Origin of the sequence: Micromonospora sp. SD12 (genome assembly GCF_052068495.1) — a bacterium.
In the GTDB taxonomy this organism is placed as follows: domain Bacteria; phylum Actinomycetota; class Actinomycetes; order Mycobacteriales; family Micromonosporaceae; genus Micromonospora; species Micromonospora echinofusca.
In genome coordinates this window covers 304,084-329,657 of sequence record NZ_JBQHDF010000004.1, presented here as the reverse complement: position 1 = coordinate 329,657, position 25,574 = coordinate 304,084, and the positions used below count along the sequence as shown (strand labels likewise).

General features: G+C 74.3%; 27 protein-coding genes and 1 pseudogene. 19 read left to right on the top strand and 9 right to left on the bottom strand.

All coding sequences use genetic code 11. The annotated features are described in order from the left end of the window. The first annotated feature begins 31 nt into the window (after nucleotides 1–31). From ACTMS2_RS11395 to ACTMS2_RS11345, 11 genes and pseudogenes are all read left to right on the top strand, one after another. Complete coding sequence (locus ACTMS2_RS11395) at nucleotides 32–679, top strand: DUF402 domain-containing protein (RefSeq protein WP_441175365.1); 648 nt, start codon at nucleotides 32–34, stop codon at nucleotides 677–679. 266 nt (nucleotides 680–945) lie between these two features. Next, complete coding sequence (rpsP, locus tag ACTMS2_RS11390) at nucleotides 946–1,413, top strand: 30S ribosomal protein S16 (protein WP_357719697.1); 468 nt, start codon at nucleotides 946–948, stop codon at nucleotides 1,411–1,413. Continuing rightward, nucleotides 1,388–1,648, top strand: a complete 261-nt coding sequence (locus ACTMS2_RS11385; protein ID WP_172862164.1) for an RNA-binding protein — start codon at nucleotides 1,388–1,390, stop codon at nucleotides 1,646–1,648. The genes rpsP and ACTMS2_RS11385 overlap by 26 nt, the downstream gene beginning before the upstream one ends. A gap of 2 nt (nucleotides 1,649–1,650) precedes the next feature. After that, nucleotides 1,651–2,202, top strand: a complete 552-nt coding sequence (rimM, locus tag ACTMS2_RS11380; RefSeq protein WP_441175492.1) for a ribosome maturation factor RimM — start codon at nucleotides 1,651–1,653, stop codon at nucleotides 2,200–2,202. A 20-nt stretch (nucleotides 2,203–2,222) separates the two neighbouring features. Next, nucleotides 2,223–2,996 carry a tRNA (guanosine(37)-N1)-methyltransferase TrmD gene (trmD, locus tag ACTMS2_RS11375; protein ID WP_441175364.1) on the top strand — a complete coding sequence of 258 codons (774 nt, stop codon included), beginning with the start codon at nucleotides 2,223–2,225 and terminating at the stop codon, nucleotides 2,994–2,996. A gap of 142 nt (nucleotides 2,997–3,138) precedes the next feature. Then, on the top strand, nucleotides 3,139–3,495 hold the full coding sequence (gene rplS / locus ACTMS2_RS11370) for a 50S ribosomal protein L19 (protein WP_089001547.1): 357 nt from the start codon (nucleotides 3,139–3,141) through the stop codon (nucleotides 3,493–3,495). A 185-nt stretch (nucleotides 3,496–3,680) separates the two neighbouring features. Further along, nucleotides 3,681–4,555, top strand: a pseudogene (gene lepB, locus ACTMS2_RS11365) (signal peptidase I). Nucleotides 4,556–4,564: 9 nt separating this feature from the next. Further along, nucleotides 4,565–5,185 carry a signal peptidase I gene (lepB, locus tag ACTMS2_RS11360; protein ID WP_363903405.1) on the top strand — a complete coding sequence of 207 codons (621 nt, stop codon included), beginning with the start codon at nucleotides 4,565–4,567 and terminating at the stop codon, nucleotides 5,183–5,185. A gap of 48 nt (nucleotides 5,186–5,233) precedes the next feature. Next, nucleotides 5,234–5,761 carry an NUDIX hydrolase gene (locus tag ACTMS2_RS11355; RefSeq protein WP_441175363.1) on the top strand — a complete coding sequence of 176 codons (528 nt, stop codon included), beginning with the start codon at nucleotides 5,234–5,236 and terminating at the stop codon, nucleotides 5,759–5,761. Continuing rightward, nucleotides 5,755–6,567, top strand: a complete 813-nt coding sequence (locus ACTMS2_RS11350) for a ribonuclease HII (protein WP_441175362.1) — start codon at nucleotides 5,755–5,757, stop codon at nucleotides 6,565–6,567. Before ACTMS2_RS11355 ends, ACTMS2_RS11350 begins: the two co-directional genes overlap by 7 nt. Then, the gene (locus ACTMS2_RS11345; RefSeq protein WP_007075222.1) at nucleotides 6,564–6,887 is read left to right on the top strand and encodes a DUF2469 domain-containing protein; all 324 of its coding nucleotides are present in this window, start codon (nucleotides 6,564–6,566) and stop codon (nucleotides 6,885–6,887) included. The genes ACTMS2_RS11350 and ACTMS2_RS11345 overlap by 4 nt, the downstream gene beginning before the upstream one ends. Nucleotides 6,888–6,990: 103 nt before the next feature. Here ACTMS2_RS11345 and ACTMS2_RS11340 read toward each other — a convergent pair whose 3' ends face one another. The 4 genes from ACTMS2_RS11340 to ACTMS2_RS11325 form a co-directional block, all read right to left on the bottom strand. Next, a complete protein-coding gene (locus ACTMS2_RS11340) occupies nucleotides 6,991–8,097 on the bottom strand; it encodes a sulfite oxidase (RefSeq protein ID WP_441175361.1) in 1,107 nt (368 codons plus the stop codon). Between the two features lie 221 nt (nucleotides 8,098–8,318). After that, on the bottom strand, nucleotides 8,319–10,409 hold the full coding sequence (locus ACTMS2_RS11335) for an amylo-alpha-1,6-glucosidase (RefSeq protein ID WP_441175360.1): 2,091 nt from the start codon (nucleotides 10,407–10,409) through the stop codon (nucleotides 8,319–8,321). Continuing rightward, nucleotides 10,406–10,771 (bottom strand): SCP2 sterol-binding domain-containing protein, encoded by a 366-nt coding sequence (locus ACTMS2_RS11330; RefSeq protein ID WP_441175359.1) that lies wholly within the window; start codon nucleotides 10,769–10,771, stop codon nucleotides 10,406–10,408. The genes ACTMS2_RS11335 and ACTMS2_RS11330 overlap by 4 nt, the downstream gene beginning before the upstream one ends. A gap of 137 nt (nucleotides 10,772–10,908) precedes the next feature. Beyond that, nucleotides 10,909–11,538 carry an SAM-dependent methyltransferase gene (locus tag ACTMS2_RS11325; RefSeq protein WP_441175358.1) on the bottom strand — a complete coding sequence of 210 codons (630 nt, stop codon included), beginning with the start codon at nucleotides 11,536–11,538 and terminating at the stop codon, nucleotides 10,909–10,911. A gap of 160 nt (nucleotides 11,539–11,698) precedes the next feature. Here ACTMS2_RS11325 and ACTMS2_RS11320 point away from each other — a divergent pair, with 160 nt between their 5' ends. Then, the gene (locus ACTMS2_RS11320; RefSeq protein WP_441175357.1) at nucleotides 11,699–12,481 is read left to right on the top strand and encodes a murein hydrolase activator EnvC family protein; all 783 of its coding nucleotides are present in this window, start codon (nucleotides 11,699–11,701) and stop codon (nucleotides 12,479–12,481) included. On the opposite strand, the gene ACTMS2_RS11315 is transcribed toward ACTMS2_RS11320, so the two are convergent. Together ACTMS2_RS11315 and ACTMS2_RS11310 are read right to left on the bottom strand one after the other, a co-directional pair. After that, entirely contained in the window at nucleotides 12,369–13,550 is a 1,182-nt protein-coding gene (locus ACTMS2_RS11315) for an aminotransferase class V-fold PLP-dependent enzyme (protein WP_441175356.1), read from the bottom strand. The two genes, ACTMS2_RS11320 and ACTMS2_RS11315, sit on opposite strands and share 113 nt — an antisense overlap. Nucleotides 13,551–13,706: 156 nt before the next feature. Continuing rightward, complete coding sequence (locus ACTMS2_RS11310) at nucleotides 13,707–14,714, bottom strand: tyrosine recombinase XerC (RefSeq protein WP_441175491.1); 1,008 nt, start codon at nucleotides 14,712–14,714, stop codon at nucleotides 13,707–13,709. Nucleotides 14,715–15,138: 424 nt separating this feature from the next. Here ACTMS2_RS11310 and ACTMS2_RS11305 point away from each other — a divergent pair, with 424 nt between their 5' ends. Continuing rightward, the gene (locus ACTMS2_RS11305; RefSeq protein ID WP_441175355.1) at nucleotides 15,139–15,474 is read left to right on the top strand and encodes a hypothetical protein; all 336 of its coding nucleotides are present in this window, start codon (nucleotides 15,139–15,141) and stop codon (nucleotides 15,472–15,474) included. Nucleotides 15,475–15,500: 26 nt separating this feature from the next. On the opposite strand, the gene ACTMS2_RS11300 is transcribed toward ACTMS2_RS11305, so the two are convergent. From ACTMS2_RS11300 to ACTMS2_RS11290, 3 genes are read right to left on the bottom strand one after another with little or no spacing between them, the layout of a single operon-like run. Beyond that, complete coding sequence (locus tag ACTMS2_RS11300; protein ID WP_441175354.1) at nucleotides 15,501–16,706, bottom strand: DNA-processing protein DprA; 1,206 nt, start codon at nucleotides 16,704–16,706, stop codon at nucleotides 15,501–15,503. Next, nucleotides 16,703–18,223, bottom strand: a complete 1,521-nt coding sequence (locus ACTMS2_RS11295) for a YifB family Mg chelatase-like AAA ATPase (protein ID WP_441175353.1) — start codon at nucleotides 18,221–18,223, stop codon at nucleotides 16,703–16,705. The genes ACTMS2_RS11300 and ACTMS2_RS11295 overlap by 4 nt, the downstream gene beginning before the upstream one ends. Nucleotides 18,224–18,275: 52 nt before the next feature. Continuing rightward, on the bottom strand, nucleotides 18,276–18,635 hold the full coding sequence (locus ACTMS2_RS11290) for a YraN family protein (RefSeq protein ID WP_441175352.1): 360 nt from the start codon (nucleotides 18,633–18,635) through the stop codon (nucleotides 18,276–18,278). 211 nt (nucleotides 18,636–18,846) lie between these two features. Between ACTMS2_RS11290 and ACTMS2_RS11285 the strand changes: the two genes are divergently transcribed. The 6 genes from ACTMS2_RS11285 (at nucleotide 18,847) to ACTMS2_RS11260 (ending at nucleotide 25,470) form a co-directional block, all read left to right on the top strand. Beyond that, the gene (locus tag ACTMS2_RS11285; RefSeq protein WP_441175351.1) at nucleotides 18,847–20,118 is read left to right on the top strand and encodes a hypothetical protein; all 1,272 of its coding nucleotides are present in this window, start codon (nucleotides 18,847–18,849) and stop codon (nucleotides 20,116–20,118) included. A 445-nt stretch (nucleotides 20,119–20,563) separates the two neighbouring features. Then, nucleotides 20,564–21,445 carry a 30S ribosomal protein S2 gene (gene rpsB, locus ACTMS2_RS11280; protein ID WP_441175350.1) on the top strand — a complete coding sequence of 294 codons (882 nt, stop codon included), beginning with the start codon at nucleotides 20,564–20,566 and terminating at the stop codon, nucleotides 21,443–21,445. 136 nt (nucleotides 21,446–21,581) lie between these two features. Then, complete coding sequence (gene tsf, locus ACTMS2_RS11275) at nucleotides 21,582–22,412, top strand: translation elongation factor Ts (RefSeq protein WP_089001536.1); 831 nt, start codon at nucleotides 21,582–21,584, stop codon at nucleotides 22,410–22,412. A 160-nt stretch (nucleotides 22,413–22,572) separates the two neighbouring features. Continuing rightward, nucleotides 22,573–23,340 carry a UMP kinase gene (pyrH, locus tag ACTMS2_RS11270; protein WP_089001535.1) on the top strand — a complete coding sequence of 256 codons (768 nt, stop codon included), beginning with the start codon at nucleotides 22,573–22,575 and terminating at the stop codon, nucleotides 23,338–23,340. 79 nt (nucleotides 23,341–23,419) lie between these two features. Further along, entirely contained in the window at nucleotides 23,420–23,977 is a 558-nt protein-coding gene (gene frr, locus ACTMS2_RS11265) for a ribosome recycling factor (protein ID WP_441175349.1), read from the top strand. Nucleotides 23,978–24,270: 293 nt separating this feature from the next. Beyond that, the gene (locus tag ACTMS2_RS11260) at nucleotides 24,271–25,470 is read left to right on the top strand and encodes a phosphatidate cytidylyltransferase (protein WP_441175348.1); all 1,200 of its coding nucleotides are present in this window, start codon (nucleotides 24,271–24,273) and stop codon (nucleotides 25,468–25,470) included. The last annotated feature ends 104 nt before the right edge of the window (nucleotides 25,471–25,574 follow it).

Genomic DNA, 25,574 nt, shown 5'->3' with positions numbered 1-25,574 from the left:
GGAGCCCGCCGGGCGCCGGTAGGGTCGGGGCGTGAGATTCGAACCTGGGCGGCTGATCGTGCACCGCAACGTGCGGCGGGGCCGGATCGGCTGGGCCCGCACCGCGCGGGTGGTCAGCGACGACGACCGGGGCCTGCTGCTCTGGGTGCCCCGCGACGCGCCGGTCGCGAGCGAGGTCACCGAGGCCGGGCTGGGCATGCGGGCGGTGCCGTTCACCGAGTGGATCTCCTCGTCGTACGGGCTGGTCACAGGCCGGTGGGACGGCCCGTCCGTGCTGAAGTTCCTGCCCGCCGAAGCCGCCCATTCGGTGTGGTGGTTCCGCGACGCGCACGACCGTTTCGCCACCTGGTACGTCAACCTGGAGGAGCCCGGGGTGCGCTGGGACGACGGCGCGCTCGCCGGCGTCGACATGGTGGACCAGGACCTCGACGTGCTGGTCCGCCCGGACCGCAGCTGGGAGTGGAAGGACGAGGAGGAGTTCGCCGAGCGGCTGGCCTTCCCCGACCACTACTGGGTGCCCGACCCGGACGCGGTGCGGGCCGAGGGCAAGCGGGTGATCGCGCTGGCCGAGGCGGGGGAGTTCCCGTTCGACGGCACCTGGTGCGACTTCACCCCGCCGCCCGACTGGCTGGTCCCCGACGAGTTGCCGCCGGGCTGGGACCGCCCCCCGGTGCGCTGATCCCGCGCCCGCCCGCAGCCGGCGGGCGACTGTGCTTTCGGTCACTTCCGCCGCCGCGCGGGTGACCGGGGGCGGTCCGGTGTGAGAGATCCGGGCCGGATCTGGCAGAATGGCTGGCTGGTATCCGGCGCGCGTCCGGCGCCCTCTAACCCGGGCACGTCGCCAGTCCACCGAGCAGTCTCCGGCCCAACCCCACTGTGCCGGTCGACACTCACCCGTGCACCGCCCGTTCGGGCAGGTGAGATCGCAACAGGAGCGAAACAACTGTGGCCGTAAAGATCCGGCTCCTGCGGATGGGCAAGATCCGCAACCCGCAGTACCGCATCGTCATCGCCGACTCGCGCACCAAGCGCGACGGCCGGGCGATCGAGTTCGTCGGGGTCTACCAGCCGAAGGAAGACCCTTCGGTGATCGAGGTCAAGTCGGAGCGGGTCCAGTACTGGCTGTCCGTCGGCGCCCAGCCGAGCGAGGCGGTGCAGCGGCTGCTGGAGCTGACCGGTGACTGGCAGAAGTTCAAGGGCCTGCCGGCCCCGCCGCCGCTGAAGGTCGCCCCGGAGCGGGTCGACCGCACCGCGGCGTACGAGGCCGAGGCGAAGGCCGCCGCCGGGCTGGCCGAGACCCCGGCCAAGCCGGCCAAGAAGGCCGCCAAGGCGGAGGCTCCGGCCGAGGCGCCGAAGACCGAGGCTCCGGCCGAGGCCCCGGCTGCCGCTGCCGACGCCGGTGAGCAGGCCTGACATGCCTCTGCGTCCGGCCTTGGAGCACCTGGTCAAGGGCATCGTCGACCACCCCGATGACGTACGCGTCCGGATGGTCGACTCCCGTCGGGGCAAGCGGCTGGAAGTCCGCGTGCACCCGGAGGACCTCGGCACGGTGATCGGGCGGTCCGGGCGGACCGCCAAGGCGCTGCGCCAGGTGATCGGCTCCATCGGCGGGCGCGGTGTGCGCGTCGACATCGTCGACTCGTACTGATGCTGCTCATCGTCGGCAGGATCGGTAAGCCGCACGGCATCCGCGGTGAGGTCACCGTGGAGGTGCGGACCGACGAGCCCGAAGCGCGGTTCGCCCCGGGGAAGGTGCTGCGCACCGAGCCCGGGGCGGTCCCGCCGCCGGCCGCGTCCGAGCGCGGGGAGGCCTTCCGGGTGCCCGCCGAACTGGTCGTGGAGTCCGCCCGCTGGCACCAGGGGCGGATGCTGGTCGCGTTCGAGGGCATTCTCGACCGGGACGTCGCCGAGGCGCTGCGCGGCACGCTGATCGGGGTCGACAGCGGCGAGGTCGACGCGCCGGAGGACCCGGAGGAGTTCCACGACCACCAGCTCGTCGGGCTGGCCGTGGTCAACCCCGGCGGCGACCGGCTGGGCGAGGTGGCCCGGATCGAGCACGCCCCCTCCTCCGACCTGCTGGTGCTGCGCCGCCCCGAGGGCGGCACGGCGCTCATCCCGTTCGTCAAGGCGATCGTCCCCGAGGTTGACCTCGCCGGCGGTCGCGTCGTCGTCGACCCGCCGGCCGGTCTGCTCGATCTGTAGAACCGCTGGAGCACCCCCGCATGCGCGTCGACATCGTGTCGATCTTTCCGGAGTACTTCGCCCCGCTCGACCTGTCGCTGATCGGCAGGGCGCGGGCGAACGGCACGCTGCGGCTGGCCGTACACGATCTGCGGATCTGGACCCACGACGTGCACCGCACGGTCGACGACACGCCCTACGGCGGCGGGCCCGGCATGGTGATGCGGCCGGAGCCGTGGGGCGAGGCGCTCGACGCCCTCGCCCCGGCGGAGGTGACCGCGCCCAGGCTGGTGGTGCCGGCGCCGACCGGCGCCCCCTTCACCCAGGCGATGGCGCACGAGCTGGCCGCCGAGCCGCACCTGCTCTTCGCCTGCGGCCGGTACGAGGGCATCGACCAGCGGGTGCTCGACCACGCCGCCACCCGGATGCCGGTGACCGAGGTCTCCCTCGGCGACTACGTCCTCTTCGGCGGGGAGGTGGCCGTGCTGGTGATCCTGGAGGCGGTCACCCGGCTGCTGCCCGGCGTGCTCGGCAACGCGGGCTCGCTGGCCGAGGAGTCGCACGCCCACGGGCTGCTGGAGGCCCCCATGTACACGAAGCCGGCGACCTGGCGCGGGCTGGAGGTGCCGGAGGTGCTCCGCTCCGGTGACCACGGCAGGATCGCCCGCTGGCGGCGCGACGAGGCGCTGACCCGCACCGCGGACCGCCGGCCCGACATGCTCGCGGCGCTGGACCCGGACCGGCTCGACAAGCGGGACGTCGCCGCGCTGGACCGGGCCGGATTTCAGGTGCCGCCGGGGGATGTGGCAAAGTAGGGGGGTTGCCGCAACCGGCCGCGCCGCGGCCGGCTGCGAGGATCCTCGACCGGGGTCGGGTCACCGACCACCACCCGGGGATCAGAATCACCCACCCGCGCACCGATTGACGGTGCGCCGTGAGCCTCACGAGGACGCAGCGATGAACATCCTGGACGCCCTTGACGCCCAGTCGAAGCGCACCGACCTCCCCGACTTCCGTGCCGGTGACACCGTCAAGGTGCACGCCCGGGTCGTCGAGGGCAACCGGTCCCGTGTCCAGATCTTCCAGGGCGTCGTCATCCGCCGCCAGGGTGACGGTCTGCGCGAGACCTTCTCGGTCCGCAAGATCAGCTTCGGTGTCGGTGTCGAGCGCACCTACCCGATCAACAGCCCGGCGATCGACCGGATCGAGGTCGTGACCCGCGGTGACGTGCGCCGGGCCAAGCTCTACTACCTGCGCGAGCTGCGCGGCAAGAAGGCCAAGATCAAGGAGAAGCGCGAGAAGCAGCCCAGCTGACCCTCGCGCTCGCCACGCCGCCCGAGCTGCGCGTATGTCGTACCGACCGGACCGCACTACCCTGGTCGCTACGGGCGCAGCCGGGCGACGTCCCGCCACCACGGCGGAGCGACGGCCACTACCGCCCGGGGAGCCCCGACGGGGTTCCCGGGCGGTAGTGTCATTTCTGCTGACCGGAGAGTGGCGTGGTGCAGACACGTGACGAGGACGGCGCCGTCGACCCGTGGCGACGTCGGGCCCGCCGGCCCCGCCGACAGATGCCCCTCTGGCAGGAGTTGCCGCTGCTGCTCGTCGTCGCGTTCTGCCTTGCGGTGCTGATCCGCACCTTCCTGCTCCAGGCGTTCTTCATCCCCTCCGGCTCGATGGAGGACACCCTCCTCGTCGGCGACCGGGTCCTGGTCAACAAGGTCGTCTACGACGTACGTGACCCGGTGCGGGGCGAGGTCGTCGTCTTCCGGGGCACCGAGCGCTGGGCCCCGCAGGTCGACGAGGAGCCCGAGCCCGGGTTCGCGAGCAAGCTCAGCCGGACCATCGGCGACCTGGTCGGCGTCAGCCGCCCCGGCGAGAAGGACTTCATCAAGCGGGTCATCGGCCTGCCCGGCGACCGGGTGAAGTGCTGCGACGCCGAGGGGCGGGTGCTGGTCAACGGCACCCCGCTCGACGAGTCGTCGTACGTCCTGCGGGACTCGCCGCTCGACATCCCGCCCAACCCCCGCGAGTGCCGCTCCCGGCGCTTCGAGGAGGTCGTGGTCCCGCCCGGGCAGATCTTCGTGATGGGCGACCACCGGATGGTCTCCCAGGACGCCCGCTGCCAGGGGCCGGTGCCGATCGAGAACGTGGTGGGCCGGGCGTTCACGGTGGTCTGGCCGTCGTCGCGGTGGAGCGGCCTGTCAGTGCCCGCGACCTTCGACGACGTCGCCGACCCGCCGGCCGCCTCCACCGGCGCCCCGCCCCCGGTCCGCCCCACGCCGGACGGCGATCTGGTGCTGTTGGCCCCGACCGCTGCCGCGCTCGCCGTTCTCGCGCGTTCCGGACGGTGGCGTCCGGCCGGGCAACGTAGGCTCGTGCCGTGATTGACGAGCAGACCGACAAGCCGCGCAGTTCCTTCTGGAAGGAGCTGCCCATCCTCCTGGGTGTGGCGATCCTGGTCGCGGTGCTGGTGCGTGCCTTCGTGCTGCAGACCTTCTTCATCCCCTCCCCGTCGATGGAGAACACCCTCCAGATCGACGATCGGGTGCTGGTCAACAAGCTGGTCTACGACTTCCGGTCCCCGCACCGGGGCGAGGTGATCGTCTTCAAGGCCCCCCTGGAGTGGAGCGCCAACCCCGACGGCGAGGACTTCATCAAGCGCGTCATCGGCGTCGGCGGCGACCACGTGGTCTGCTGCGACGCGCAGGACCGGCTGGTGATCAACGGCAAGTCGCTGGACGAGCCCTACATCTACCCCGGCGACAAGACCGCCGAGGAGTTCGACATCACCGTCCCGAAGGGCCGGCTCTGGGTGATGGGCGACCACCGCGAGGCCTCGGGCGACTCGCTGGAGCACTGGCAGCAGTCCGGTCAGGACATCACCGTCGCCACGATCCCCGAGGGCGAGGTCGTGGGGCGGGCCTTCACCGTCTTCTGGCCCGTCGGCCGGGCCACCTGGCTGAGCGTGCCCGAGTCGTACGAGGCCATCCCCGAACCATAGGGGCCGCCGGGCGTGGGCGTTGTCGGCGGCGTCTGGCAGGCTGGTGCGGTGACCGTCTACACCCCTCGGCGCGCGGCGCGCGTCCTGCTCGTCGACGCGGCGGGTCGGGTGCTGCTCTTCTGTGGCTCCGACCCGGCCCGCCCCGAGCACGGGCGCTGGTGGTTCACCCCCGGCGGCGGCCTGGACGAGGGGGAGACCTACCCCGAGTGCGCGGCGCGGGAGCTGGCCGAGGAGACCGGGCTGCGGCTGCCGGCGACGGCGTTCGGGGCGCCCGTGCACCGCGACGTGGCGGAGTTCCCCTTCGACGGCGTGTGGTACCGGCAGGAACAGGAGTTCTTCCTGGTGCGGGTGACGGGCCACGAGGTCGACACCGCCGGCTTCAACGACGTCGAGCGGGCCAGCGTCGCCGCGCACCGGTGGTGGCCCCCGGACGAGCTGGTCGCCAGCGGGGAGCGGTACTACCCGCCGGACCTGTCGGCGGTGCTGGCCCGGTCGCTGGCCGCCCCGGCGTCGCCGACGGTCGGGGTGGGCGGGCGCCAGGAGGGCTTCGACGGCCACGAGGACGCGCCGTGCTGACGCCCCCGCGCACCGTGGTGCGCCGCGAGGGCGGGCTCTACGCGCTGGAGCGCGCGTTGCAGCGGCGCGGCTTCCGGCACGTCGCCGGGGCGGACGAGGCGGGTCGCGGCGCGTGCGCCGGGCCGCTGGTCGCCGCCGCCGCGATCCTGCCCGAGGGGCGGCGCGGCGAGATCGACGGGCTGGCCGACTCCAAGCTGCTCACCCCCGCGAGCCGGGAGCGCATCCACGACGAGGTCGTGACCCGCGCGCTCGCGTACGCCGTGGTGGTCGTTCCCGCCGAGGAGGTCGACGAGCGGGGCCTGCACGTGTGCAACCTGGCCGCGATGCGCCGCGCGCTGGCGTCGCTGACGACCCGGCCCGACTACGTGCTGACCGACGGCTTCGGGGTGGACGGCCTCGACGTGCCGGGGCTGGCCGTGTGGAAGGGCGACCGGGTGGCGGCCTGCGTGGCGGCGGCGAGCGTGCTGGCCAAGGTCACCCGGGACCGGATGATGGTCGAGTTGGACGGGGCGTTCCCGGGCTACGGGTTCGCCGAACACAAGGGTTACATCACCGCGGAGCACACCGCGGCGCTGCGGGAGCGGGGGCCGTGCCGGGAGCACCGGTTCTCGTACGTCAACGTGGCGGCGGTGTCCGGTCGCGACGGCGCCCCGCCCCGCGCGCGCCGGCCGGCGGATGCGAGGCGGGACGAGCCGATGGAGCGCTCCTGCCCGCCAGGGGGTACCGTCGGCGTGGCGTTGGGCGAGCAGCCTCGGCCTCCGGCGTCGGTGGGGGAAGATGTGGTCATGGAAGGCGGAGTGCGATGAGCGCGGAAGACCTCGAGAAGTACGAGACCGAGATGGAGCTCCAGCTTTACCGGGAGTACCGCGACATTGTCCGCCAGTTCTCCTACGTGGTGGAGACGGAGCGCCGGTTCTACCTGGCCAACCAGGTCGACCTGCACGTGCGCAACTCCGACGGTGAGGTCTACTTCGAGGTCGAGATGCACGACGCCTGGGTGTGGGACATGTACCGCCCCGCCCGGTTCGTGAAGAACGTCCGGGTGATGACCTTCAAGGACGTCAACGTCGAGGAGCTGGAGAAGCCCGACATCTCGCTGCCCGCCGACTCCGGCTTCGGCGGCTGACCCACCGCCGGCCCCGCCCGACGGTCCCACCGCCGGGCGTACGGCCCCGTCGGCGCCCCCACCGCCGCGCGGCCGTCGTTGCCCTCCGCCCCGGCGGCCGGCCTCAGTCCGACGGCACCACGACCTCGACGCGCTGGACGAGGTTGTTGGCGAAACCGCCCCGGTTCCACCGCTGCTCGACCGGCTGACTGCGGCCGGAGGCGTCGGTGGCACGGGCCCCGAGGACGTGCCTGCCCGGCGTCGCCGTCCACTCGTACCGCCACCGGCACCAGGCGAACTCCCCGCCGACCTGCCCGTCCAGAGTGGCCGGCCGCCAGCTGACCCCGCCGTCGGTGGTCACCTCAACCGAGGCGACGGGGGCGTGGCCCGACCAGGCGCGACCGTCCAGCGTGCACGGACCGGCGCGAAGCACGCGGGTGCGGGACATGAAGTCGGGGAAGCCGGGCGGCCGGACCAGCGCCCGCGGCTCGATCCGGGTCACCGGCACCCCGGGGTCGTCGGCGTCCTCACGCAGCCGGTAGGCCACCGCGTTCTGGTAACCGTCGAACGCCTCGGTGCGTACGTCGATCGCGCGCAGCCACTTGACGTGCGCCATGCCGTACCAGCCGGGCACGATCAGCCGCAGCGGGGCGCCGTGCTGCGGCAGCAGCGGAGTCCCGTTCATCTCGTACGCCAGCAGCACCTCCTCGCGCAGCGCGTCGGCCGCCGGCAGCGCCCGCTGGTAGTCCTGCTCGACGCCGCGCTCCACCCCGTGGTCGGCGCCCGTGAAGACCACGTCCACGGCGTCGGCGGCGATGCCCGCCTCGCGCAGCAGCGGCGCCAGCGGGGTGCCCGTCCACTCGGCGTTGCCGACGGCCTCGACCAGCCACGGCTGACTGACCGGGCGCGGGTGCAGCAGGGCGCGCCCGTTGCCCGCGCACTCCAGCGTCACCCGTCGGGTGACCCGGGGTCGCTCGCGCAGCGCGGCCAGGCCGAGCGTCAGCGGCCGGTCCACCGCGCCGGTCACGGTCAGCGCGTGCGTGTCCGGGTCGAGGTCCGGGATGTCGTAGTGGATGAGCAGGTAGTGCAGGCCGGCCGGGGTCACGTCGTAGCGCAGCGCCTCCAGCGGGATGCCGTGGTTGCGGGCGGCGAGCTGCAACTCCTCGGCGGTGACCCCCTCGCCGGGCTCCGCCACCCGCGAAGGCCCGCTGGCGTCGTCCACAGTGGTCATCGAGGCCTCCCGGGGCCGACGGCGGCGGCTCCGCCGTGCGCCCGTCCCAGCCTAGGGCCGACGCCGCCGCGCCGGGAACGCCGGGTGATTCCCCACGCCGTCACCCGCCGCGCCCTCCGGCTCCGACCGCCTCGCTCCACGGGCTCCGACCGGCGGCCCTCCGGCTCCGACCGTCGTGCTCTGCGGCTCCGCCCGTCGTGCTCGATGGGCTCCGCCGGTCGCTAGCCGAGCAGGGAGGGGTAGCCGCCGGTGTCGTCGGTCGGCGGCTGGTCGGGGCGGTGACGGGCGAAGGCGTCGACCCTGCCCCAGCGGCCGGGAACGTCCAGCAGCGCGATCCGCTGGAAGCTCGGTGGGAGCGCCGCGTCGACGGCGAGGTGCCCCTCGTGCGGGTCGATGCCGAGCATGGCCCGGATGAGGAGCAGGGACGCGCCGCTGGACCACGCCTGGGGGCTGCCGGCGGTGGGGTAGCGGACGGGGTACCGGGTCGTCTGGCGGTCGAAGCCGCCGAAGGCCTCCGGCAGGCGGCCGTGGAAGTAGGTCGCGGCGGCGATGATGCCCTCGGCGATGCGACCGGCCTCGGCGGCGAACCCGTAGCGGCGCAGGCCCCAGGCGATGAACGAGTTGTCGAAGGGCCAGACAGTCCCGTTGTGGTAGCCGAGCGGGTTGTAACGGCCCTGACCCTCGGCGAGGGTGCGTACCCCCCAGCCGGAGAAGAGCGCGGGGCCCATCAGGTGCTCGACGATGCGCGGGGCCCTGTCCGGGGGCACGATGCCGCTCCACAGCAGGTGTCCGATGTTGGAGGACAGGGCGTCCACGGGGGTGCCGTCGTGGTCGAGGGCGAGCGCATAGTAGCCACGCTCGTCGATCCAGAAGTCCCGGTTGAACCGGTCCTTCAGCGCCGCCGCCTCCTGCTCCAGCCGGTCGGCGTACGCGGGGTCGTCCCAGAACGCGCGCGCGAGGCGGGCCGCGCGGACCTTGGCGTCGTACGCGTAGCCCTGCACCTCGCAGGTGGCCCGGGGAAAGCCCGGCAGCCTGCCGTCGGCGTAGGAGACGCCGTCCCAGGAGTCCTTCCAGCACTGGTTCTCCAGGCCCGTGGCGCGGTTGCGTCGTTCGTACCAGACGTAGCCGGTGGAGGTGAGGTCCGCGTACCGGTCGATCCACTCCAGGGCCGCCCGGGCCTCCTTCTCCAACTCCTTGACCAGCGCCCCGTCACCGGTCCACCGCTCGTACTCGTCGAGCAGCACCACGAACAGCGGCGAGGCGTCCACGGTGCCGTAGTACGGCGAGTGGGGCTGCTCCTCGAAGGCGGCCGATTCGCCGTAGCGCAGCTCGTGCAGGATCCGCCCGGGGTCCTCGTCGAGGATGTCGTCCCGGCGACCGCCCTGGAGGAACGCGAGGATGCGCAGCGTCGGCGGGGCCAGCGACGGTGTGACGTGCAGGGTCTGCAGACAGGTCAGCAGGCTGTCCCGGCCGAAGAGGGTCATGAACCAGGGCAGGCCCGCCGCGGGCACGGTGGCGCCGCCGAGGGACAGCGGTGCGAAGCGCAACGCCGCCAGGTCCTCGAGGCTGCGGTGGTACACCTGCCGCAGCGCGCTGTTGTCGGTGTCCAGCCGGGGGGCCTGCGTGACCCACGCGCGTAGGGCGTCCGGCAGGGTCGACTCGTCGGGGCGCATCGCGCGCACCGCCGCGCGCCAGTCGTGGCCGTCGGGACGCAGCACCCGCATCGTCACTCGCAGCTGCGTCGACCACTGCTGTCCGGGCCGCAGCCGGGGCCGGAACCGGACGCCGCGCGCGTCGACGCTGGCCGGCTCACTCGCCGAGACGCACACCTCCCGCCGGAACGTGCCGCGCTGGTAGCCCAGCACCAGTTCGCCGTCACGGACCTCGGAGTAGTAGGTGCCGGCCTTCTCGCGGACGTCGAACTTGATGTCGAAGATGTCGGCGAAGTCGGCGGCCACCTCCAGCCGCACGTCGAGGTCGACGTCGTGCTCGCCGTAGTTGAACACCGTCACCGACTCGGTCAGGTCCGGCCCGATCCGCCGCCGCCGGATCGCCGACACGTCGGCCTGCACGTAGTCGACCTGTCCGCCCGGAACCAGGAAGAACGCCGCCTCGAAGTACTGGCTGTCGTCCACCGACAGCGCGGTCAGCCGCTCGCCGCCGATCGTGAGGATCCAGCGGGACAGGAAGCGCGTGTCGGCGGCGAACAGCCCGGCCGGCGTGGCGGGCGCCGCGTCCACGTCACCGCTGGAGTCCGACACGATGAACGAGTTGCCGTCGATGCACGACACGGTGCCCGCGATGTCCCTCACCTGGCCGCCCCCCGCGTCCGGGGCGCACCGGCCTCGCGCGGCACGGCCGGTGCGGGGAACAGCAGGCCCATCCGCAGCGCCAGGCCGAAGTCGCCGTCGACCATGATCTCGCCGCGCAGGATCGCGGCCAGCCCGTTCAGCTCACCCCGCGCCATGGCGTCCGCGACCTCGGAGGACATGGTGAACACGGCATCGGCGGGACCATCGTCCTGGGAGAGCCGCAGCCTGCCCTGGTCGACGGTCAGCAGCCACTTCCGCACCCGGTCACCGTCGCGGATGTCGAACCGGACGGTGCCGGACATCCGGCAGAGCCGCGGCTCAAACCCCGTGCTCGCCAACTGCTCGAAGAACGCTTCGGTCACCGGAATTCGACCTCCAGCCCCTCTGGCCAGGTGCAGGCGGCGGCATACCCGCCGGGCGAGGGGCTAACCCGCACCGCCCCGACGGGTCGCCGCGGGGCGGCCAAGCGCGTCGAGATCGCCGGCACGCGTGCGGGCCGTCAGTCGACGAACATGAACATCGTCGCGTCGGGCGGCAGGGCCCGGGGTACGTCGAGGAAGCGCTGTGCCCCCACGCCCACGCCGCGCGCCGGAGTGCTGACCGTCCCCGCCGTGAAGCCCTCCCGCTCGAACCAGCCCCGGATGGTCGGGACCAGGTCGGGCTCCCGCCGGTGCCGGGTCCAGACCACCGTGCCGCCGGTCGCGCAGAGCGCCGCGCAGTGCCGCACCGTGGCGCGTACGTCCGCGTCGCTGATGTTGCCGAACACCCCGCAGACCAGCACCAGGTCGGCCGGGACCAGACCGGCGTACGTGTCGGTGCGCGCCGCGTCGCCGGTCACCACCTCCACGGCGGTCAGGCCGGCCGCGCGGACGGCGGACCGGGCCACCTCGGCGTTGCGCGGGTCCCACTCCACCAGTCGGGCCACCACGTCGTCGCGGCGGGGGTGGGCCGCCAGCTCGGGAATCAGGTCACGGCCCTGGCCGGCGCAGAGGCTGATCGCCCGCAGCGGACCGGGCGGGGCCGCGTCGAGCGCCTCCCGCACCCGCAGCCGCACCTCCACGAGCCGGCGGGACAGCGCCGAACCCGCCTCGTCGTAGTCACCGTGCCAGGCGTACCAGTCGCGCGTCACCCGCCGCAGCGTAGCCGCCACCGGCCGTGCCGGCGATCCGTCGTGAGCCTGCCTAGCAGACCGCCCGGCCCTGTGGGGGGCCGTCCACAGGACGACCGTCGTCCACAGGCGACGGTGTCGCCGGTGGCGGGGGCGGGCGGGCGCCGGGCAGGGTGCGCCCATGCGACCTGCCGCCCGTACCGCCGTCGCGCTCTGCGCCGCCCTGCTCTCCCTCGGGCCCGCCGCGCCTGTCCCTCGGCCGCCCGCAGCCGTCGCCCGGCCGCCCGCGCCCGTCGCTCCGCCGCCCGTGCTCGTGGCCCGGCCGCCCGCGCCCGGTTCCTGGCTGTCCACGCCGGTGGTCCGGCCGGTCCCGGCGGCACGGCCGTTCGGTGCGGTCGTGCCGGCCCGTGCGGTGTCGCCCGGGGTGGCGCGGTTCCGGTGGCCGCTCGACGGCGTTCCGCGCCCGGTGCGCCGGTTCGACCCGCCGCCGCGACCGTGGCTGCCCGGGCACCGGGGCGTCGACCTGGCCGCCGCGCCCGGCGCGACCGTGCGGGCCGCCGGCGCCGGCACGGTGCTCTTCGCCGGCCTGGTCGCCGGCCGTCCCGTCGTCACCGTCGGGCACGCCGACGGTCTGCGGACCACCCACGAGCCGGTGTCGCCGGCGGTCCGCCCCGGCGAGACACTGGCGGCCGGGGCACCGCTGGGCGCCCTCCTCGCCGGCCACCCGGGCTGCCCCGCCCCCGCCTGCCTGCACTGGGGGCTGCGGCGCGGCGCCGACTACCTCGATCCGCTGGCCCTGCTCGGCCTGGGACCCGTGCGGCTGCTGCCGCTCGACGGCGCCGACCCGGCCCTCAGCGCTGGGCGAGCAGCGGGGGCAGCCGCACCGAGAGCCGTTCGTACTCGTCCGGGGTGTTGTAGACCTGCGCGCAGAGCCGCAGCCAGCCCCGTCCGTTCCAGGCCATGACGGCGACCTCGGTGGCGAGCCGGTCGGCGATCCGTTCCCGCAGCGCCCGCGCCGCCTCGAACGTGGTGCCGAGGCCCGCCGGCAGCGGCACGATGCGCATGGCGACCCCCGGCCCGCCGGGGTCCGGCAGGTCGGCGGGGGCCACCCCCAGCGCGTCCCCCAGCACCCGCTGGCCGTACGCCGCCAGCGCGGCGTTGTGCCCGCGTACCCGGTCCAGGCCGAGGCTGCGCAGCGTGAACAGGCCCACCGGCGCGGCCAGCCAGCCCGTGTAGTCCTGCGTCGCCGCCCACTCGACCCGGCGGGGAAACCCCGACTCCTGCTCCCACGAGACGGCCAGCGGCTCGATCCGGTCCCGCCACGACGGGGCGACCACCAGCACGGCGGTGCCGCGCGGCGCGTACGCCCACTTGTGCAGGTTGCCCACCCAGAAGTCGGCGCCGACGTCGCTGACCGGCGTCGGCAGCATGCCCGGGGCGTGCGCGGCGTCGACGAGGACCGGAATCCCGTGCTCCCGGGCCACGCCGACGAGCGCGGCGACGGGGAAGAACCGGGCGGTCGCCGAGGCGAGCTGGTCCACGACGAGCAGTCGGGTCCGGCCGGGGCGCAGCCCGGCGCGGACGAGCTGGACGATCTCCTCGTCCGGGGCGGTCAACGGCACGGGCAGCACCCGGGCGACGGCCCCCGTACGCCGGCACTCCCGCGCGATGGAGAGGCCGACCGCGCCGTAGCCGTGGTCCGTGGCGAGCACCTCGTCGCCGGGGCGCAGGCCGAGCGACTGGAGCACCACCGCCACGCCGGTGGTCGCGTTCGAAACCAGGGCGGTGCCGTCGGGGTCGGCACCCAGGAAACCGGCCAGGTGCCGGCGGGCGTGGGCGATCCGGTCGACCAGGCCCTGGGTGAAGAAGCGCAGCGGGTTGGCCTCCATCTCGTCGCGCAGCCGCTGCTGGGCCCGCTGCACCACGAGCGGCACCGCGCCGAAGGAGCCGTGGTTCAGGTGGCTGACCGCCGGGTCGAGCGAGAAGAGCAAACGGGCTGCCACGATCGGCTCGGGCGGCTGCGGCAGGCTCACCCGACGATCGTAGCGACCCGTCGATGTTCCGCCGCCGTTCCGCGGCTGATCCGGGGCCCGGCATCTCCGAACACGGGCAGCCTTGCGCGCCTTCCAGGTCTTCCGCCTGCCAGAGCGCCGCCAGGACTGCGATCAGACCCACCACTTCTCAGACACCTACGCGCGGGGATGGGCCTGGCGGTAGGCGGCGCGGAGCCGCTCCACCGACACGTGCGTGTAGATCTGGGTGCTCGCCAAGGAGGAGTGCCCCAGCAGCTCCTGCACCGCCCGCAGGTCGGCGCCGCCCTCGAGCAGGTGGGTGGCCGCCGAGTGCCGCAGCCCGTGCGGGCTGACCGGAGGCAGGCCGGCGGCCTGCGCGTACCCGCCGACGATCCGCCGTGCCGTCGTCGGGTTGAGCCGTCCGCCGCGGGCACCGAGCAGCAGCGCGTCGCGGGAGCGCGGTGCGGCCAGTGCCGGCCGGCCGTGGCGCAGCCACTCGTCGAGCGCCCGCTGCGCCGGCACCCCGTACGGGACGGCGCGCTCCCGGCCGCCCTTGCCGAACACCCGCACGACCCGGCGCGCGTGGTCGACGTCGGCGACGTCGAGGCCGCACGCCTCGCTGATCCGCACCCCCGTGCCGTAGAGCAGTTCCAGCAGCGCCCGATCGCGCAGCAGCACCGCCTCGGCCGCCCCGTCCGGCGTACGGGACGGATCCGGCGACGCCGGCGACGCGGACCCGGAGCCGTCCTCCCCGGGTGACGTCGGCCGGGGTTCGTCCCGGGTGGGCGGCGTCGGCCCGGGAGCGGCGAGCCGGCCCGGTGCCTCGACCAGGGTGGCAGCCTGGTCGGCGCGCAGCACGGTCGGCAGGTCCCGGTGGGCCCGTGGGCTGGCCAGGGCACCGGCCACGTCGGCGGGGAGCAGCCCGCAGCGGTGCGCCCACGCGCTGAACGTCCGCGCCGAGGCCGCCCGGCGGGCGAGCGTCGTCCGGGCCGCCCCCGTCGTCCGCTGCTTCGCCAGCCAACTGCGCAGCACGGAGAGGTCCAGATCCGGCAACTCGGCGCACCCCATCCGGTGGGCGTGGTCCAGCAGCGACACCACGTCACCGACGTACGCCCGCACGGTGTGGGCGGAACGGTTGCGCACCCCGGCCAGGTGCGCGGCGAAGTCGTCCACCGCATCCCGCATGCCCGGCGGGAGAGCCTCGTGGGCCGCCCGGGTGCCCTTCGCCTCCCGGCTCACCGCGACTCCCTGCCGGGCACCCACCGACCGGCCGGCGCACCTCGCGGCGGCGTCCCGCCCGGTCGAGCGGACGCGGCGGTGCGGGTCGAGGCCGTGACGGCGGTGGACGGCGGATCCTCGGGCGGCACGGGCCCAGCCTACGGACGGCCGGCGGAACCGGCAGGACACCGGGCCGGCGTACCGGGGACGACCCGGGTCGGTGCCGACCTCGCCCCGGGTCGCGCCGTCGGGGTGACGATCTCGGCCGGGTCGCGCGGCCGGGGTGATGGATTGCGCCGGTCGGTGCGCGCAGACTGGTCGTACCGGCGGGCGTGGGCCGTGGTCGTGGTCGCCGCGCGACGGGATCAGGCGCGTCGAAGGGGGACCGGACATGGGGGTGGACGTCGTCCTCTACCGGGCGGTCGGGGCGGGCTCCGGCCGGCACCGCGTCGTGCCGGCCGAGGTGCTGCCCGATCCCGACGACGTGCTGCTGGATCTCGTCCGGCGGGTCCGTGGCGCCGGGCGCACCCCTCTGCTCGACCGGGTGGATCCGGTCGGTGAGCTGGTGGTCCCCGCCGCACAGGTGCCGCAGCTCCTCGCCGAGGTGCGCTGCCTCGCCGAGGTGGCCCGGTCGACGCCGGAGATGACGCACGTGCGCCTACTCGACCGACTGGTGCGGCGCTGCCGGCAGGAGCGCGCGATGGAGATCCGCTTCGAGGGCGACTGACGACGGTTCGTGCTCCGCCCGGCACCTCACGCTCCGTCCGGCGTCGCCGCTCGCCTCGCGGTCTGCTCCCCGGGCGGTGGCGCGAGGGCGTACCCGTCGTCGCGGCGGAGCACCAACGTCAGCTCCTCGAGCATCGACAGCTTCCGCAGCGCGGTACGGACAGGCACTCCCGCCCGCGCGGCGAGGACGTCCACGCCCACCGCGCCCCGGCGGGGCAACGCCTCCACGACGGCCCGCGCGTCGTCGTCGAGCAGGTCGGCCGGCCGCTGGGGGCCACGCGGTACGGGTGCCAGGTCACCGATCCGCCCGACCTCCTCCAGCACCTGCGCGACGCCGGTCACCAGCCGGGCCTTCGGATGCTCCCGCAGCGTCTCGTGGGCGCCGACGGACATCGCCGACGTGACCGGGCCGGGCACCACCATGCTGGGCTTGCCCAGGGCGAGCGCCCGGTGCGTGGTCTGCGTGGCGCCGCTGCGGGCGGCCGCCTCCACCAGCACCGTGCCGAGCGTGCCCGCCGCGATGACCCGGTTGCGGATGAGGAACCGGGGCCGGAGCGGGTCGGCTCCCGGCATCCACTCGCTGACCAGCAGCCCGGTGTCGGCGATCCGGTCGAACAGCGCCGCGTTGCCCATCGGGTACGGGCGGTCCACGCCGCAGGCGAGCACCGCCACGGTGCGCCCACCAGCGTTGAGGGCGCCCCGGTGGGCTGCGGCGTCGATGCCGAAGGCGCCACCCGAGACCACGGTCCAGTCCCGCTCGGCCAGCCCGTAGCCGAGTTCCGTGGCGACGTGCGTGCCGTAGCCGGTGGCGGCGCGGGCACCGACCACCGCCACGGAGCGGTCGAAGGCCTCCCCGAGCGGCCACGAGCCGCGTACCCAGAAGCAGAGCGGGGGAGCGGTCTCGACGTCCACCCGCCGGTAGGCCTCGGGCAGCCGGAGCCGGCGCAGCTCGTCGACCCGGACGGGCCACTCCTCGTCGCCGGGGACGACGAGCCGGGCGCCGAGCCGCTCCGTACGGGCCAGTGCCTCGGCCGCGACGGCCCTGGCGTCGCCGGCCGCGCAACGGGCCGCCACGCTGTTGCGCAGCGTCTCGTCCGGCGCGCCCCCGTCGAGCAGCAGGTCGAGCGCCGCCACCGGGCCCAGCCGGTCGACCAGCCGGTGCACCGACCGGGTGCCCGGCTCGGCGAGCCAGGTGAGCGCCACCCGGGCCAGCGTCTCCTCGTCGATGCTCACGTCGCGTCCCCCGTCCTCAGTTGAATGGCCTCCCGCACGTCCTCCCGGTCGGGACGGTCCCGACCGTCCAGGTCCGCGATGGTCCAGGCCAGGCGGATGATCCGGTCGAAGCCCCGGGCCGACAGCGACCCGGAGTCGAGCCGGGCCCGCAGCTCGGCGGTGTCCGGCGCGGGCAACCGCCAGGGCGGGCGGCGCAGGTACGGGCCGGGTATCTCGGCGTTGACGCGGTGGCCGAGCACCGCCCAGCGCGCGGCCGCCGCCTGCCGGGCCACCGCCACCCGTTCGGCGACGGTGGCGGAGGCCTCGCTGTCGACGGTGGCCTCCATCAGCTCGGCCGCCCGGACGGGCGGCAGCCGCACCTGCACGTCGATCCGGTCCAGCAGGGGCCCGGAGAGCCGGCTGAGGTAGCGCCGCCGGGCCTGCGGCGGGCACTCGCAGTACGCGTCGCCGGCCGGCCTGGCGCACGGGCACGGGTTGGCCGCCAGCACCAGCTGGGTACGGGCCGGGTACTCGGCGCCGCCCCGGCTGCGGGCCAGCCGGACCCGGCCGTGCTCCAGCGGCTGGCGCAGCGCCTCCAGCGCGCCCCTGCTGAACTCGGGTGCCTCGTCGAGGAAGAGCACGCCCCGGTGGGCGAGTGAGATCGCGCCGGGGCGCGCCAGCCCGGACCCGCCGCCGACCAGCGACGGCACCGTCGCCGTGTGGTGTGGCGCCTGGAACGGCGGGCGGCGCAACAACCGGCCGCCCGGCGGCAGCAGCCCGGCGATCGAGTGCAGCGCGGTGACCTCCAGCGCGGCCTCGTCGTCCAGTTCCGGCAGGATCGACGGGAGGCGCTCGGCGAGCATGGTCTTGCCGGCTCCCGGCGGCCCGACCAGTGCCAGGTGGTGCCCGCCCGCCGCGGCGACCTCCAGGGCCCTGCGGCCCAGCCCCTGCCCCGCGACCTCGGCCAGGTCGGGCCCACCGTCAGTCGGTGTCGGGCCGTCCGACCCCGGTTCGATCAGGGGCGAGCCGTCGCGGATGAAGCTGACCAGCCGGTGCAGCGTGTCGACCGCCCGGACCCGGACCCCGGGGACGACCGCCGCCTCTGCGGCGTTGCCGGCCGGGACGATCACCTTCCCGACGCCGGCCCGGGCGGCGGCGGCGACCATCGGCAGCACGCCGCGCACCGGGCGGACCGTGCCGTCGAGCCCCAGTTCGCCGAGGACCACCACGTGTTCCAGCGGCAGCAGCGGCAGCTCACCGGAGCCGCCGAGCAGGGCCGCCGCGATCGCCAGATCGAACGCGGAACCGAACTTCGGCAGGTCGGCGGGGAGCAGGTTGAGCGTGATCCGCCGGTTGGGCCACCGCTGACCCGAGTTGACCACGGCAGCGCGGACCCGGTCCCGGGCCTCGTGCAGGGCGGTGTCCGGCAGCCCCGAGATCACCACGGCCGGCAGCCCGGCCGCCAGGTCGGCCTCGACCTCCACCAGATGCCCGGTGACGCCGACCAGGCCCACGCAGAGCACCTTCGCGTAGCTCACGACGCCGCCCGCAGGCGCCCGCCGCACGATCCCGTCCGGTCACGCCCGCCCATCAGAACGCCCCCTTGAGGTGCTCGACCCGGGCCGCGCCGGCGCCGGTGAGGCGTACCGAGACGACGTCGAAGCGCACCTCGTCGGCGGTGGTGCCGGTGTCGGCGAGCCACCGGGCGGCGAGCCCGCGCAGCCGCCGCGCCTTGGCCGGTACGACCGCCTCGGCCGGCGGACCGAACTGGTCGGACCGGCGGGTCTTGACCTCGCAGAAGGCGAGCACCGGCCCGTCCCAGGCGATGATGTCGATCTCCCCGGCGGCGCATCGCCAGTTACGGGCCACCGGGCGCAGTCCCGCCCCGATCAGGTGCCGGACGGCACACCGCTCCCCGTACGCGCCGACCGCCTGGTTCCGCTTCGTCATGTGCGGCACGGTGCCCCCGGCGGGCGCTGCGGCGCCGCCCCGCGTCCCGTGATCTGTGGACGGCGGACGAGCTGTGGACGAACGCACGATCATGCCCTCGCCGTGCTATGCGGCCGGGCGCCGTCCCTGGGCGTGGCCGTGCGGTGACCCGGTGCGCGGGGGACGCGGGTGCCCAGGGGGCGAATGGCGCCCGTGGAGCCGGTCGCATACGGTGCCGGACGTGGACGGACGACGGAACTTTGTCGAAGATCAGGAGTCGCGCTGGTATCCGGCCGATCGCGACCGTGACCGTGACCGCGAGAGCGGCTTCGGGGAGGCGGACTGGCGCGGCGCGGCGGAGTCCCGCTACCGGGACGACGACCTGAGTGCCCCCGAGCCGCGTCGGGCCGCCGAGGACGCCCGCTACGGCGACGCCGGGGGGACCCGGCGTGGCGAGACAGGACGTTTCGGCGCGTCGGCGGAGCCTGACTCCGGCCGCTTCGGCGCCGTCGAGCCTGACTCCGGCCGCTTCGGCGCCGTCGACGCCGACCGGGGCCGCTTCGGCGGGCCGGAGGACTCGGGTCGGTTCGCGGTCACGGGGCCGGAGGACTCGGGTCGGTTCGCCGTCGGCGGAGCGGAGGAGTCCGGCCGGTTCGCGGTGACCGGCCCCGAGGATTCCGGTCGGTTCGCCGTCACGGGGGCGGAGTCCGGGCGGTTCGGCGACGGCGATTCGGGACGCTTCGCGGCGGTGCCGCCGCTCGGGGACGCCCGGTCGGAGACCGAGGGATACCGGGCGGGCCGCTCGCGTCGGGCCGGGACCGACCCGGACGTCTCCGGGGAACTGCCCGCCGACCGCCCGGGGCGACGCGCCGCCCGGGAGTCGAGGGAGGCCCGCGACGCGCTGTCGACCTCCGGCGTCGACGCACTGGCCGGGGCGGGGCCCGTCGAACGGGCCGTGGACCCGACCCGCCCGGCGCCGCTGGGCGGCTATCCGATCGTCGCGCCCGCCCGGGCGGCCGATGCCGCGAGCGCGGCGGAGACGCCGGTCGACGAGCCCGCCCGGCCGGTCGAGCCCCCGAACCCGCTGGAGATGCCGACCGGGCCGATGACGCCGATCGCGCCCCGCACAGACCTCGCGCCGGGAGAGTTGGCGGCGTACCCCCCGGTGGTCGCCCCGCACCCGGGAGCCCCGGCGGGCGACGGCGTCTACCGGACCCGGCGGCCGGCGCTGGCCGCCCTCTTCACGCTGTTGGTCCTGGTGTTCGAGGTGCCCGCGCTGCGGGTGCTGCTCAGCGGCGTGACCGGCGACCCGGTCTCGGCCGCCGACGTCGTGGTGGGGATCTTCCTGGTCTGCGGCCTGCCGATCTTCGCGATCGGCCTGTACGGGCTGCGCACCGGCGGGCTGTCGCTGGCGGAGGGGAGCCGGGGCTGGCTGCGCCCGCCGACGGCGTACCTGACCGTCGGCCTGGTGCTCTTCGTCGCCGCCGCCCTCGCGGTCGGCTGACCCCCGACCGTCGAGCCGGCCACCCGGGACCGCGGGGCGGCTCCGCGCGGTGCCCACGGAGCGCTGCATCCGCCTCGCCGTCAACGGCGATCAGCAGGCCGCCGGGCAGCGGACCGGCCGCCCGGCAACGCGGCTGGTGCGGCGCCCGCGGGACCGCTCCGCCGACGGCGAGCACCGGTCCGGGCGGGCGCGCCGAGTGCCGGAAATGGGCGATCCGACCCCTTCCCCGCACCCGAGGCATCGGGGGCGGGGAAGGGGCGTACACTGGTCGACTGGCGACCGCCTCGCGCGGTCGACCTCGCGCGCCCTCTCCACGAGCCGTCGTGGGGCGACGGCCTCCCTGGTCCCGATCTTGGTCGGGCCCGCCATGGCCGCCGGCCGGGCGCCAGGACGCCCGGCCGCCTGGCCGGGCGGAACAACCAGGGACCACGAGGAGTACCCCACCATGGCCGTCGTGACCATGCGTCAGCTGCTGGAGAGCGGTGTCCACTTCGGGCACCAGACCCGGCGCTGGAACCCGAAGATGAAGCGCTTCATCTTCACCGAGCGCAACGGTATCTACATCATCGACCTGCGCCAGACCCTCGACTACATCGAGAAGGCCTACGAGTTCGTGCGCGGGACCGTCGCCGAGGGTGGCAGCATCCTCTTCGTCGGCACCAAGAAGCAGGCCCAGGAGGCCATCGCCGAGCAGGCGACCCGGGTCGGCCAGCCCTACGTCAACCACCGCTGGCTCGGCGGCATGCTGACCAACTTCCAGACGGTCTACAAGCGGCTCCAGCGGATGAAGGAGCTGGAGGCCCTGGGTGACCTGAGCGGCACCGCCGCCGGGTACACCAAGAAGGAGACCCTGCAGCTCTCCCGCGAGAAGATCAAGCTGACCCGCACCCTCGGCGGTCTGCGGGACATGCAGAAGCTTCCGGCCGCGATCTGGGTGGTCGACACCAAGAAGGAGCACATCGCCGTCGACGAGGCCCGCAAGCTGGGCATCCCGGTGATCGCGGTCCTCGACACCAACTGCGACCCGGACGAGGTCGACTTCCCGATCCCGGGCAACGACGACGCGATCCGCTCGGCCGAGCTGCTGACCAAGGTCGTGGCCGCCGCCGTCGCCGACGGCCTGATCGCCCGTTCCGGCCGTCGTCGCGGCAGCGACGAGAAGCCGGAGCCGGGCGTCGCCACCGACGAGCCGCTGGCCGAGTGGGAGCGCGAGCTGCTCGAGGAGCCGAAGAAGGCCGACGAGCAGGCCGAGCAGGCCCCGCAGGCGCAGGCTGAGCAGGCCCCGCAGGCGCAGGTCGAGCAGCCGGCGACCGCCGCCGCGGAGTGACCGCACCGCCGCTTCCCCGCCGCCCGTTCTCCCGGGCGGCGGGGAAGCGGCAGGTACGCCGGGCACGTCGCGCCCGGATCCGGGTAACCGGCACCAGGACCAACCCACCCGCAGTCTCAACACCGAAGAGAGAGCCATGTCCAACTTCACCGCCGCGGACGTCAAGAAGCTCCGCGACCTCACCGGCGCCGGCATGATGGACTGCAAGAAGGCGCTGACCGAGGCCGAGGGCGACTTCGACAAGGCCGTCGAGATCCTGCGCGTCAAGGGCGCCAAGGACGTCGGCAAGCGGGCCGGCCGTACGGCCGCCAACGGTCTGATCGCCCACTCCGGCAAGGCGCTGCTCGAGCTCAACTGCGAGACCGACTTCGTCGCCAAGACCGACGCCTTCATCGAGCTGGCCCAGCAGCTGGTGGAGCACGGCGAGCGCAGCGGCGTCGGCACCGCCGAGGAGCTGCTCGCGACCGAGCTGGACGGCAAGACCGTCGCCGACCTGGTGCAGGAGCAGTCCGCCAAGATCGGCGAGAAGCTCGTCCTCAACCGGTTCGCCAAGCTCGACGGCACCACCGCCGTCTACCTGCACCGCAAGAGCCAGGACCTGCCCCCGGCGGTCGGCGTGCTGGTGCAGTACACCAGCACCGCCGGCGACGAGGCGTCCGACTCGGACGCCCGGGGCGTCGCGATGCAGATCGCGGCCATGCGGCCGAAGTACCTCACCCGCGACGAGGTGCCGGCCGACGTCGTCGAGTCCGAGCGGCGCATCGCCGAGCAGACCGCCCGCGAGGAGAACAAGCCCGAGGCGGCCCTGCCGAAGATCGTCGAGGGCCGGGTGAACGCGTTCTTCAAGGACTACGTCCTGCTCGAGCAGGCGTCCGTCGCCGACAACAAGAAGACGGTGAAGCAGCTGCTGGCCGAGGCCGGCATCGACGTCACCCGCTTCGTGCGGTTCGAGGTCGGCCAGGCCTGAGCCGCCCCGGGCGCTTCGCGCGCCACGGGCAGGGGAACGTCGACGAGGAGGCCGCCGGTGTACGTGACAGGCACCGCGGCCTCCTCGTCACATAGGGTCGGCTACGGCAGTTTCGCGGTTACGGGGCGTACGGGACGTGCGCATGGGGAAGGGCGGGCGGATGACGCAGGTTGTGAGTGACCGGAGTCTGGCGGCGGACGATCCGACGGCGCCACCTCCCGGCCGGGCCCGCCGGGTGGTGCTGAAGCTCTCCGGTGAGGTGTTCGGCGGGGGTGCGATCGGGGTGGACCCGGACGTCGTACAGGCCATCGCCCGGCAGATCGCCACCGTGGTCCGCCGCGGCGTGCAGGTGTCGGTGGTGGTCGGCGGCGGCAACTTCTTCCGGGGTGCCGAGCTGCAGAAGCGCGGCATGGACCGGGCCCGGGCCGACTACATGGGCATGCTCGGCACCGTGATGAACTGCCTCGCCCTACAGGACTTCCTCGAGAAGGAGGGCATCGAGACGCGCGTGCAGAGCGCGATCACGATGGCCCAGGTCGCCGAGCCGTACATCCCGCTGCGCGCCATCCGGCACCTGGAGAAGGGCCGCGTGGTGATCTTCGGCGCGGGCGCCGGCATGCCGTACTTCTCCACCGACACGGTGGCCGCCCAGCGGGCGCTGGAGATCCGCGCCGACGTGGTGCTGATGAGCAAGAACGGCGTGGACGGCGTCTACACCGCCGACCCGCGGATCGACCCGACCGCCAGCAAGTTCGACTCGATCACCTTCTCCGAGGTGCTGCGGCGTAACCTGCGGGTGGCCGACGCCGCCGCGTTCAGCCTGTGCATGGAGAACGGCCTGCCGATGCTGGTCTTCGGCGCGCAGGGCGACGACACCATCATCCGGGCCGTGGGTGGCGACAAGATCGGCACCCTGATCACCGCCTGAGCGGTCGCGTGACCCCGACCTCAGCGGTCCCTCCGACACGACAAGCCCACGACGAGCACAGAAGGAGGCGAGGAGACCGGTGATCGACGACACCCTCCTCGAGGCCGAGGAGAAGATGGAGCGTGCCATCGAGCACGCCAAGGAGGAGTTCGGCGCGATCCGTACCGGTCGCGCCAACGCCGCCATGTTCTCCAAGATCATCATCGACTACTACGGCAGCCCGACGCCGCTGCCCCAGATGGCGTCCATCGGGGTTCCCGAGCCGCGCATGGTGATCATCAAGCCGTACGACAACTCGCAGATCAACGCCATGGAGAAGGCGATCCGCGACTCCGACCTCGGCGCCAATCCGAACAACGAGGGCAACCAGCTCCGCATCCTGCTCCCGCAGATGACCGAGGAGCGCCGCCGAGACATGATCAAGGTCGCCCGGCACAAGGGTGAGGAGGCCAAGGTGGCCATCCGCAACATCCGCCGCAAGGGCAAGGAGGAGCTGGACCGGCTCGTCAAGGTCGGCGAGGTCGGCGAGGACGACGGCCGCCGCGCCGAGAAGGAACTCGACGACCTGACCCAGCGCTTCGTCGCCGCCGTCGACGACCTGGTCAAGCACAAGGAGAACGAACTCCTCGAGGTGTGAGTCGTACGCCGGCCTCCGCCGCCGACGACGGCATCGTGGCACCGGCGCTCCGCCGTCCGCTCGGGCGGCGGGGCCCGGTGCCACCGTCGTCCGAGGGCCGTCACGGGCCCGGTCCGACGTGAGGAACCGGTGGGTGCAGTAGGCTCGGCAGGATTCCCGGCCACCCTGCGGTGAACGGTGGGGATCGGCCGGCCGTCGGGCGGGTCAACCGGACGGAACAGTCGCGCGGGTAGGGGAATGGTTGTGGTTGTGCGTCAGTCGGTGGATCTCGTGCCGGTCCCGCTCGGTGCGTGATGTCCCACCTCGAGCCCCACGGTAGCGCCGAGCCCCGCGGCTGGGACCGTCCCGACACCCCCGCCCCCGCACCGGCGCCCGCACTTCCCTGGCCGGAGCCCGAGATCGAGCCGGGCCAGTGGCACCGCGGTCCCGCCGTCCTCCCCGACGCGTACGCCGAGGCGCCGGCCCGCCCCCGCCCGCAGGCCGGGATGCCGGCGGGCGGTGGCGCGGCCGCGTCGAACGGCCACCGCGACCCCGACGACTCCGACTACCCGACCACCCGGCTAGAGCCGATCCGCGACGTCGAGCCGGAGCCGATCCCCGCGCCGCCCCCGGGCCGCCGGCAGCGCGGCCGGCGCCGGGCCGGTCTCGATCGGCCACCCACCCAGCAGCCCGCCCCGAGCCGGGCCGGACGCAACCTGCCGGCGGCCATCGCCGTCGGCGTGGCCCTCGCAGCCCTGGTCGTGGTGCCGCTCTTCTTCTATCCGCCCGTCTTCCTGGTGGTGGTGGCCGCGGCGGTCGGCGTCGGCATCTGGGAGATGGCCCGGGCGGTACGCCGCAGCGGCGCGCACCCGCCGCTGGTGCCGCTGATCGCCGGCGGGGTGCTCACCGTCGGGCTGGCCTGGTTCTCCGGTCCCGACGCGCTGAGCCTCGGCCTGCTGGTGACCGTGCTGGGCACCATGGTCTGGCGACTCGGCGACGGACCGGGCGGCTTCCAGCGGGACCTGACCGCCGCCACCCTCATCGCCGTGTACGTGCCGTTCCTCGGCGGGTTCGCCGCGCTGCTGGCGGCGGCGCCCGAGGACGGGCATCTGCGGGTGCTGGTGACCCTGGCCGCGGTGGTCCTCTCCGACACCGGCGGGTACGCGGCGGGCGTCAACTTCGGCAAGCATCCGATGGCCCCCTCGGTGAGCCCGAAGAAGTCCTGGGAGGGTTTCGCCGGCTCGGTCACCGCCGCGGCGCTGGGCAGCGCCCTGCTGCTCTGGCTGCTGCTCGACGTGGCCCCGTGGTGGGGCGCGCTCTTCGGGCTGGCGGTCTCCGGCGCCGCCGTCCTCGGCGACCTCGCCGAATCCATGATCAAGCGGGATCTCGGGGTCAAGGACATGAGCAACCTGCTCCCGGGCCACGGCGGCCTGATGGACCGGTTGGACTCGATCCTCTTCGCGTTGCCGACCGCCTACCTGCTCCTGGCGGTCTTCGTCCCGGTGCTGGAGTGAGGCGTGAATCACCCGTCGTCAGCGGTCCCGCCCGGGCGGCGGAGGGCGATTCGCCACCTCCGGACAGGTGTGTCGACAGTCCGGCGTGACAGACTGGACGGGCC

Excerpts from the sequence above, each read along its gene's own strand:
- trmD (WP_441175364.1), top strand. The coding sequence starts at position 2,223 with ATGCGCGTCGACATCGTGTCGATCTTTCCGGAGTACTTCGCCCCGCTC.
- rplS (WP_089001547.1), top strand. The coding sequence starts at position 3,139 with ATGAACATCCTGGACGCCCTTGACGCCCAGTCGAAGCGCACCGACCTC.
- ACTMS2_RS11345 (WP_007075222.1), top strand. The coding sequence starts at position 6,564 with ATGAGCGCGGAAGACCTCGAGAAGTACGAGACCGAGATGGAGCTCCAG.
- ACTMS2_RS11340 (WP_441175361.1), bottom strand. The coding sequence starts at position 8,097 with ATGACCACTGTGGACGACGCCAGCGGGCCTTCGCGGGTGGCGGAGCCC.
- ACTMS2_RS11320 (WP_441175357.1), top strand. The coding sequence starts at position 11,699 with ATGCGACCTGCCGCCCGTACCGCCGTCGCGCTCTGCGCCGCCCTGCTC.
- ACTMS2_RS11310 (WP_441175491.1), bottom strand. The coding sequence starts at position 14,714 with ATGCGGGATGCGGTGGACGACTTCGCCGCGCACCTGGCCGGGGTGCGC.
- ACTMS2_RS11305 (WP_441175355.1), top strand. The coding sequence starts at position 15,139 with ATGGGGGTGGACGTCGTCCTCTACCGGGCGGTCGGGGCGGGCTCCGGC.
- ACTMS2_RS11290 (WP_441175352.1), bottom strand. The coding sequence starts at position 18,635 with ATGACGAAGCGGAACCAGGCGGTCGGCGCGTACGGGGAGCGGTGTGCC.
- rpsB (WP_441175350.1), top strand. The coding sequence starts at position 20,564 with ATGGCCGTCGTGACCATGCGTCAGCTGCTGGAGAGCGGTGTCCACTTC.
- tsf (WP_089001536.1), top strand. The coding sequence starts at position 21,582 with ATGTCCAACTTCACCGCCGCGGACGTCAAGAAGCTCCGCGACCTCACC.
- pyrH (WP_089001535.1), top strand. The coding sequence starts at position 22,573 with ATGACGCAGGTTGTGAGTGACCGGAGTCTGGCGGCGGACGATCCGACG.
- ACTMS2_RS11260 (WP_441175348.1), top strand. The coding sequence starts at position 24,271 with ATGTCCCACCTCGAGCCCCACGGTAGCGCCGAGCCCCGCGGCTGGGAC.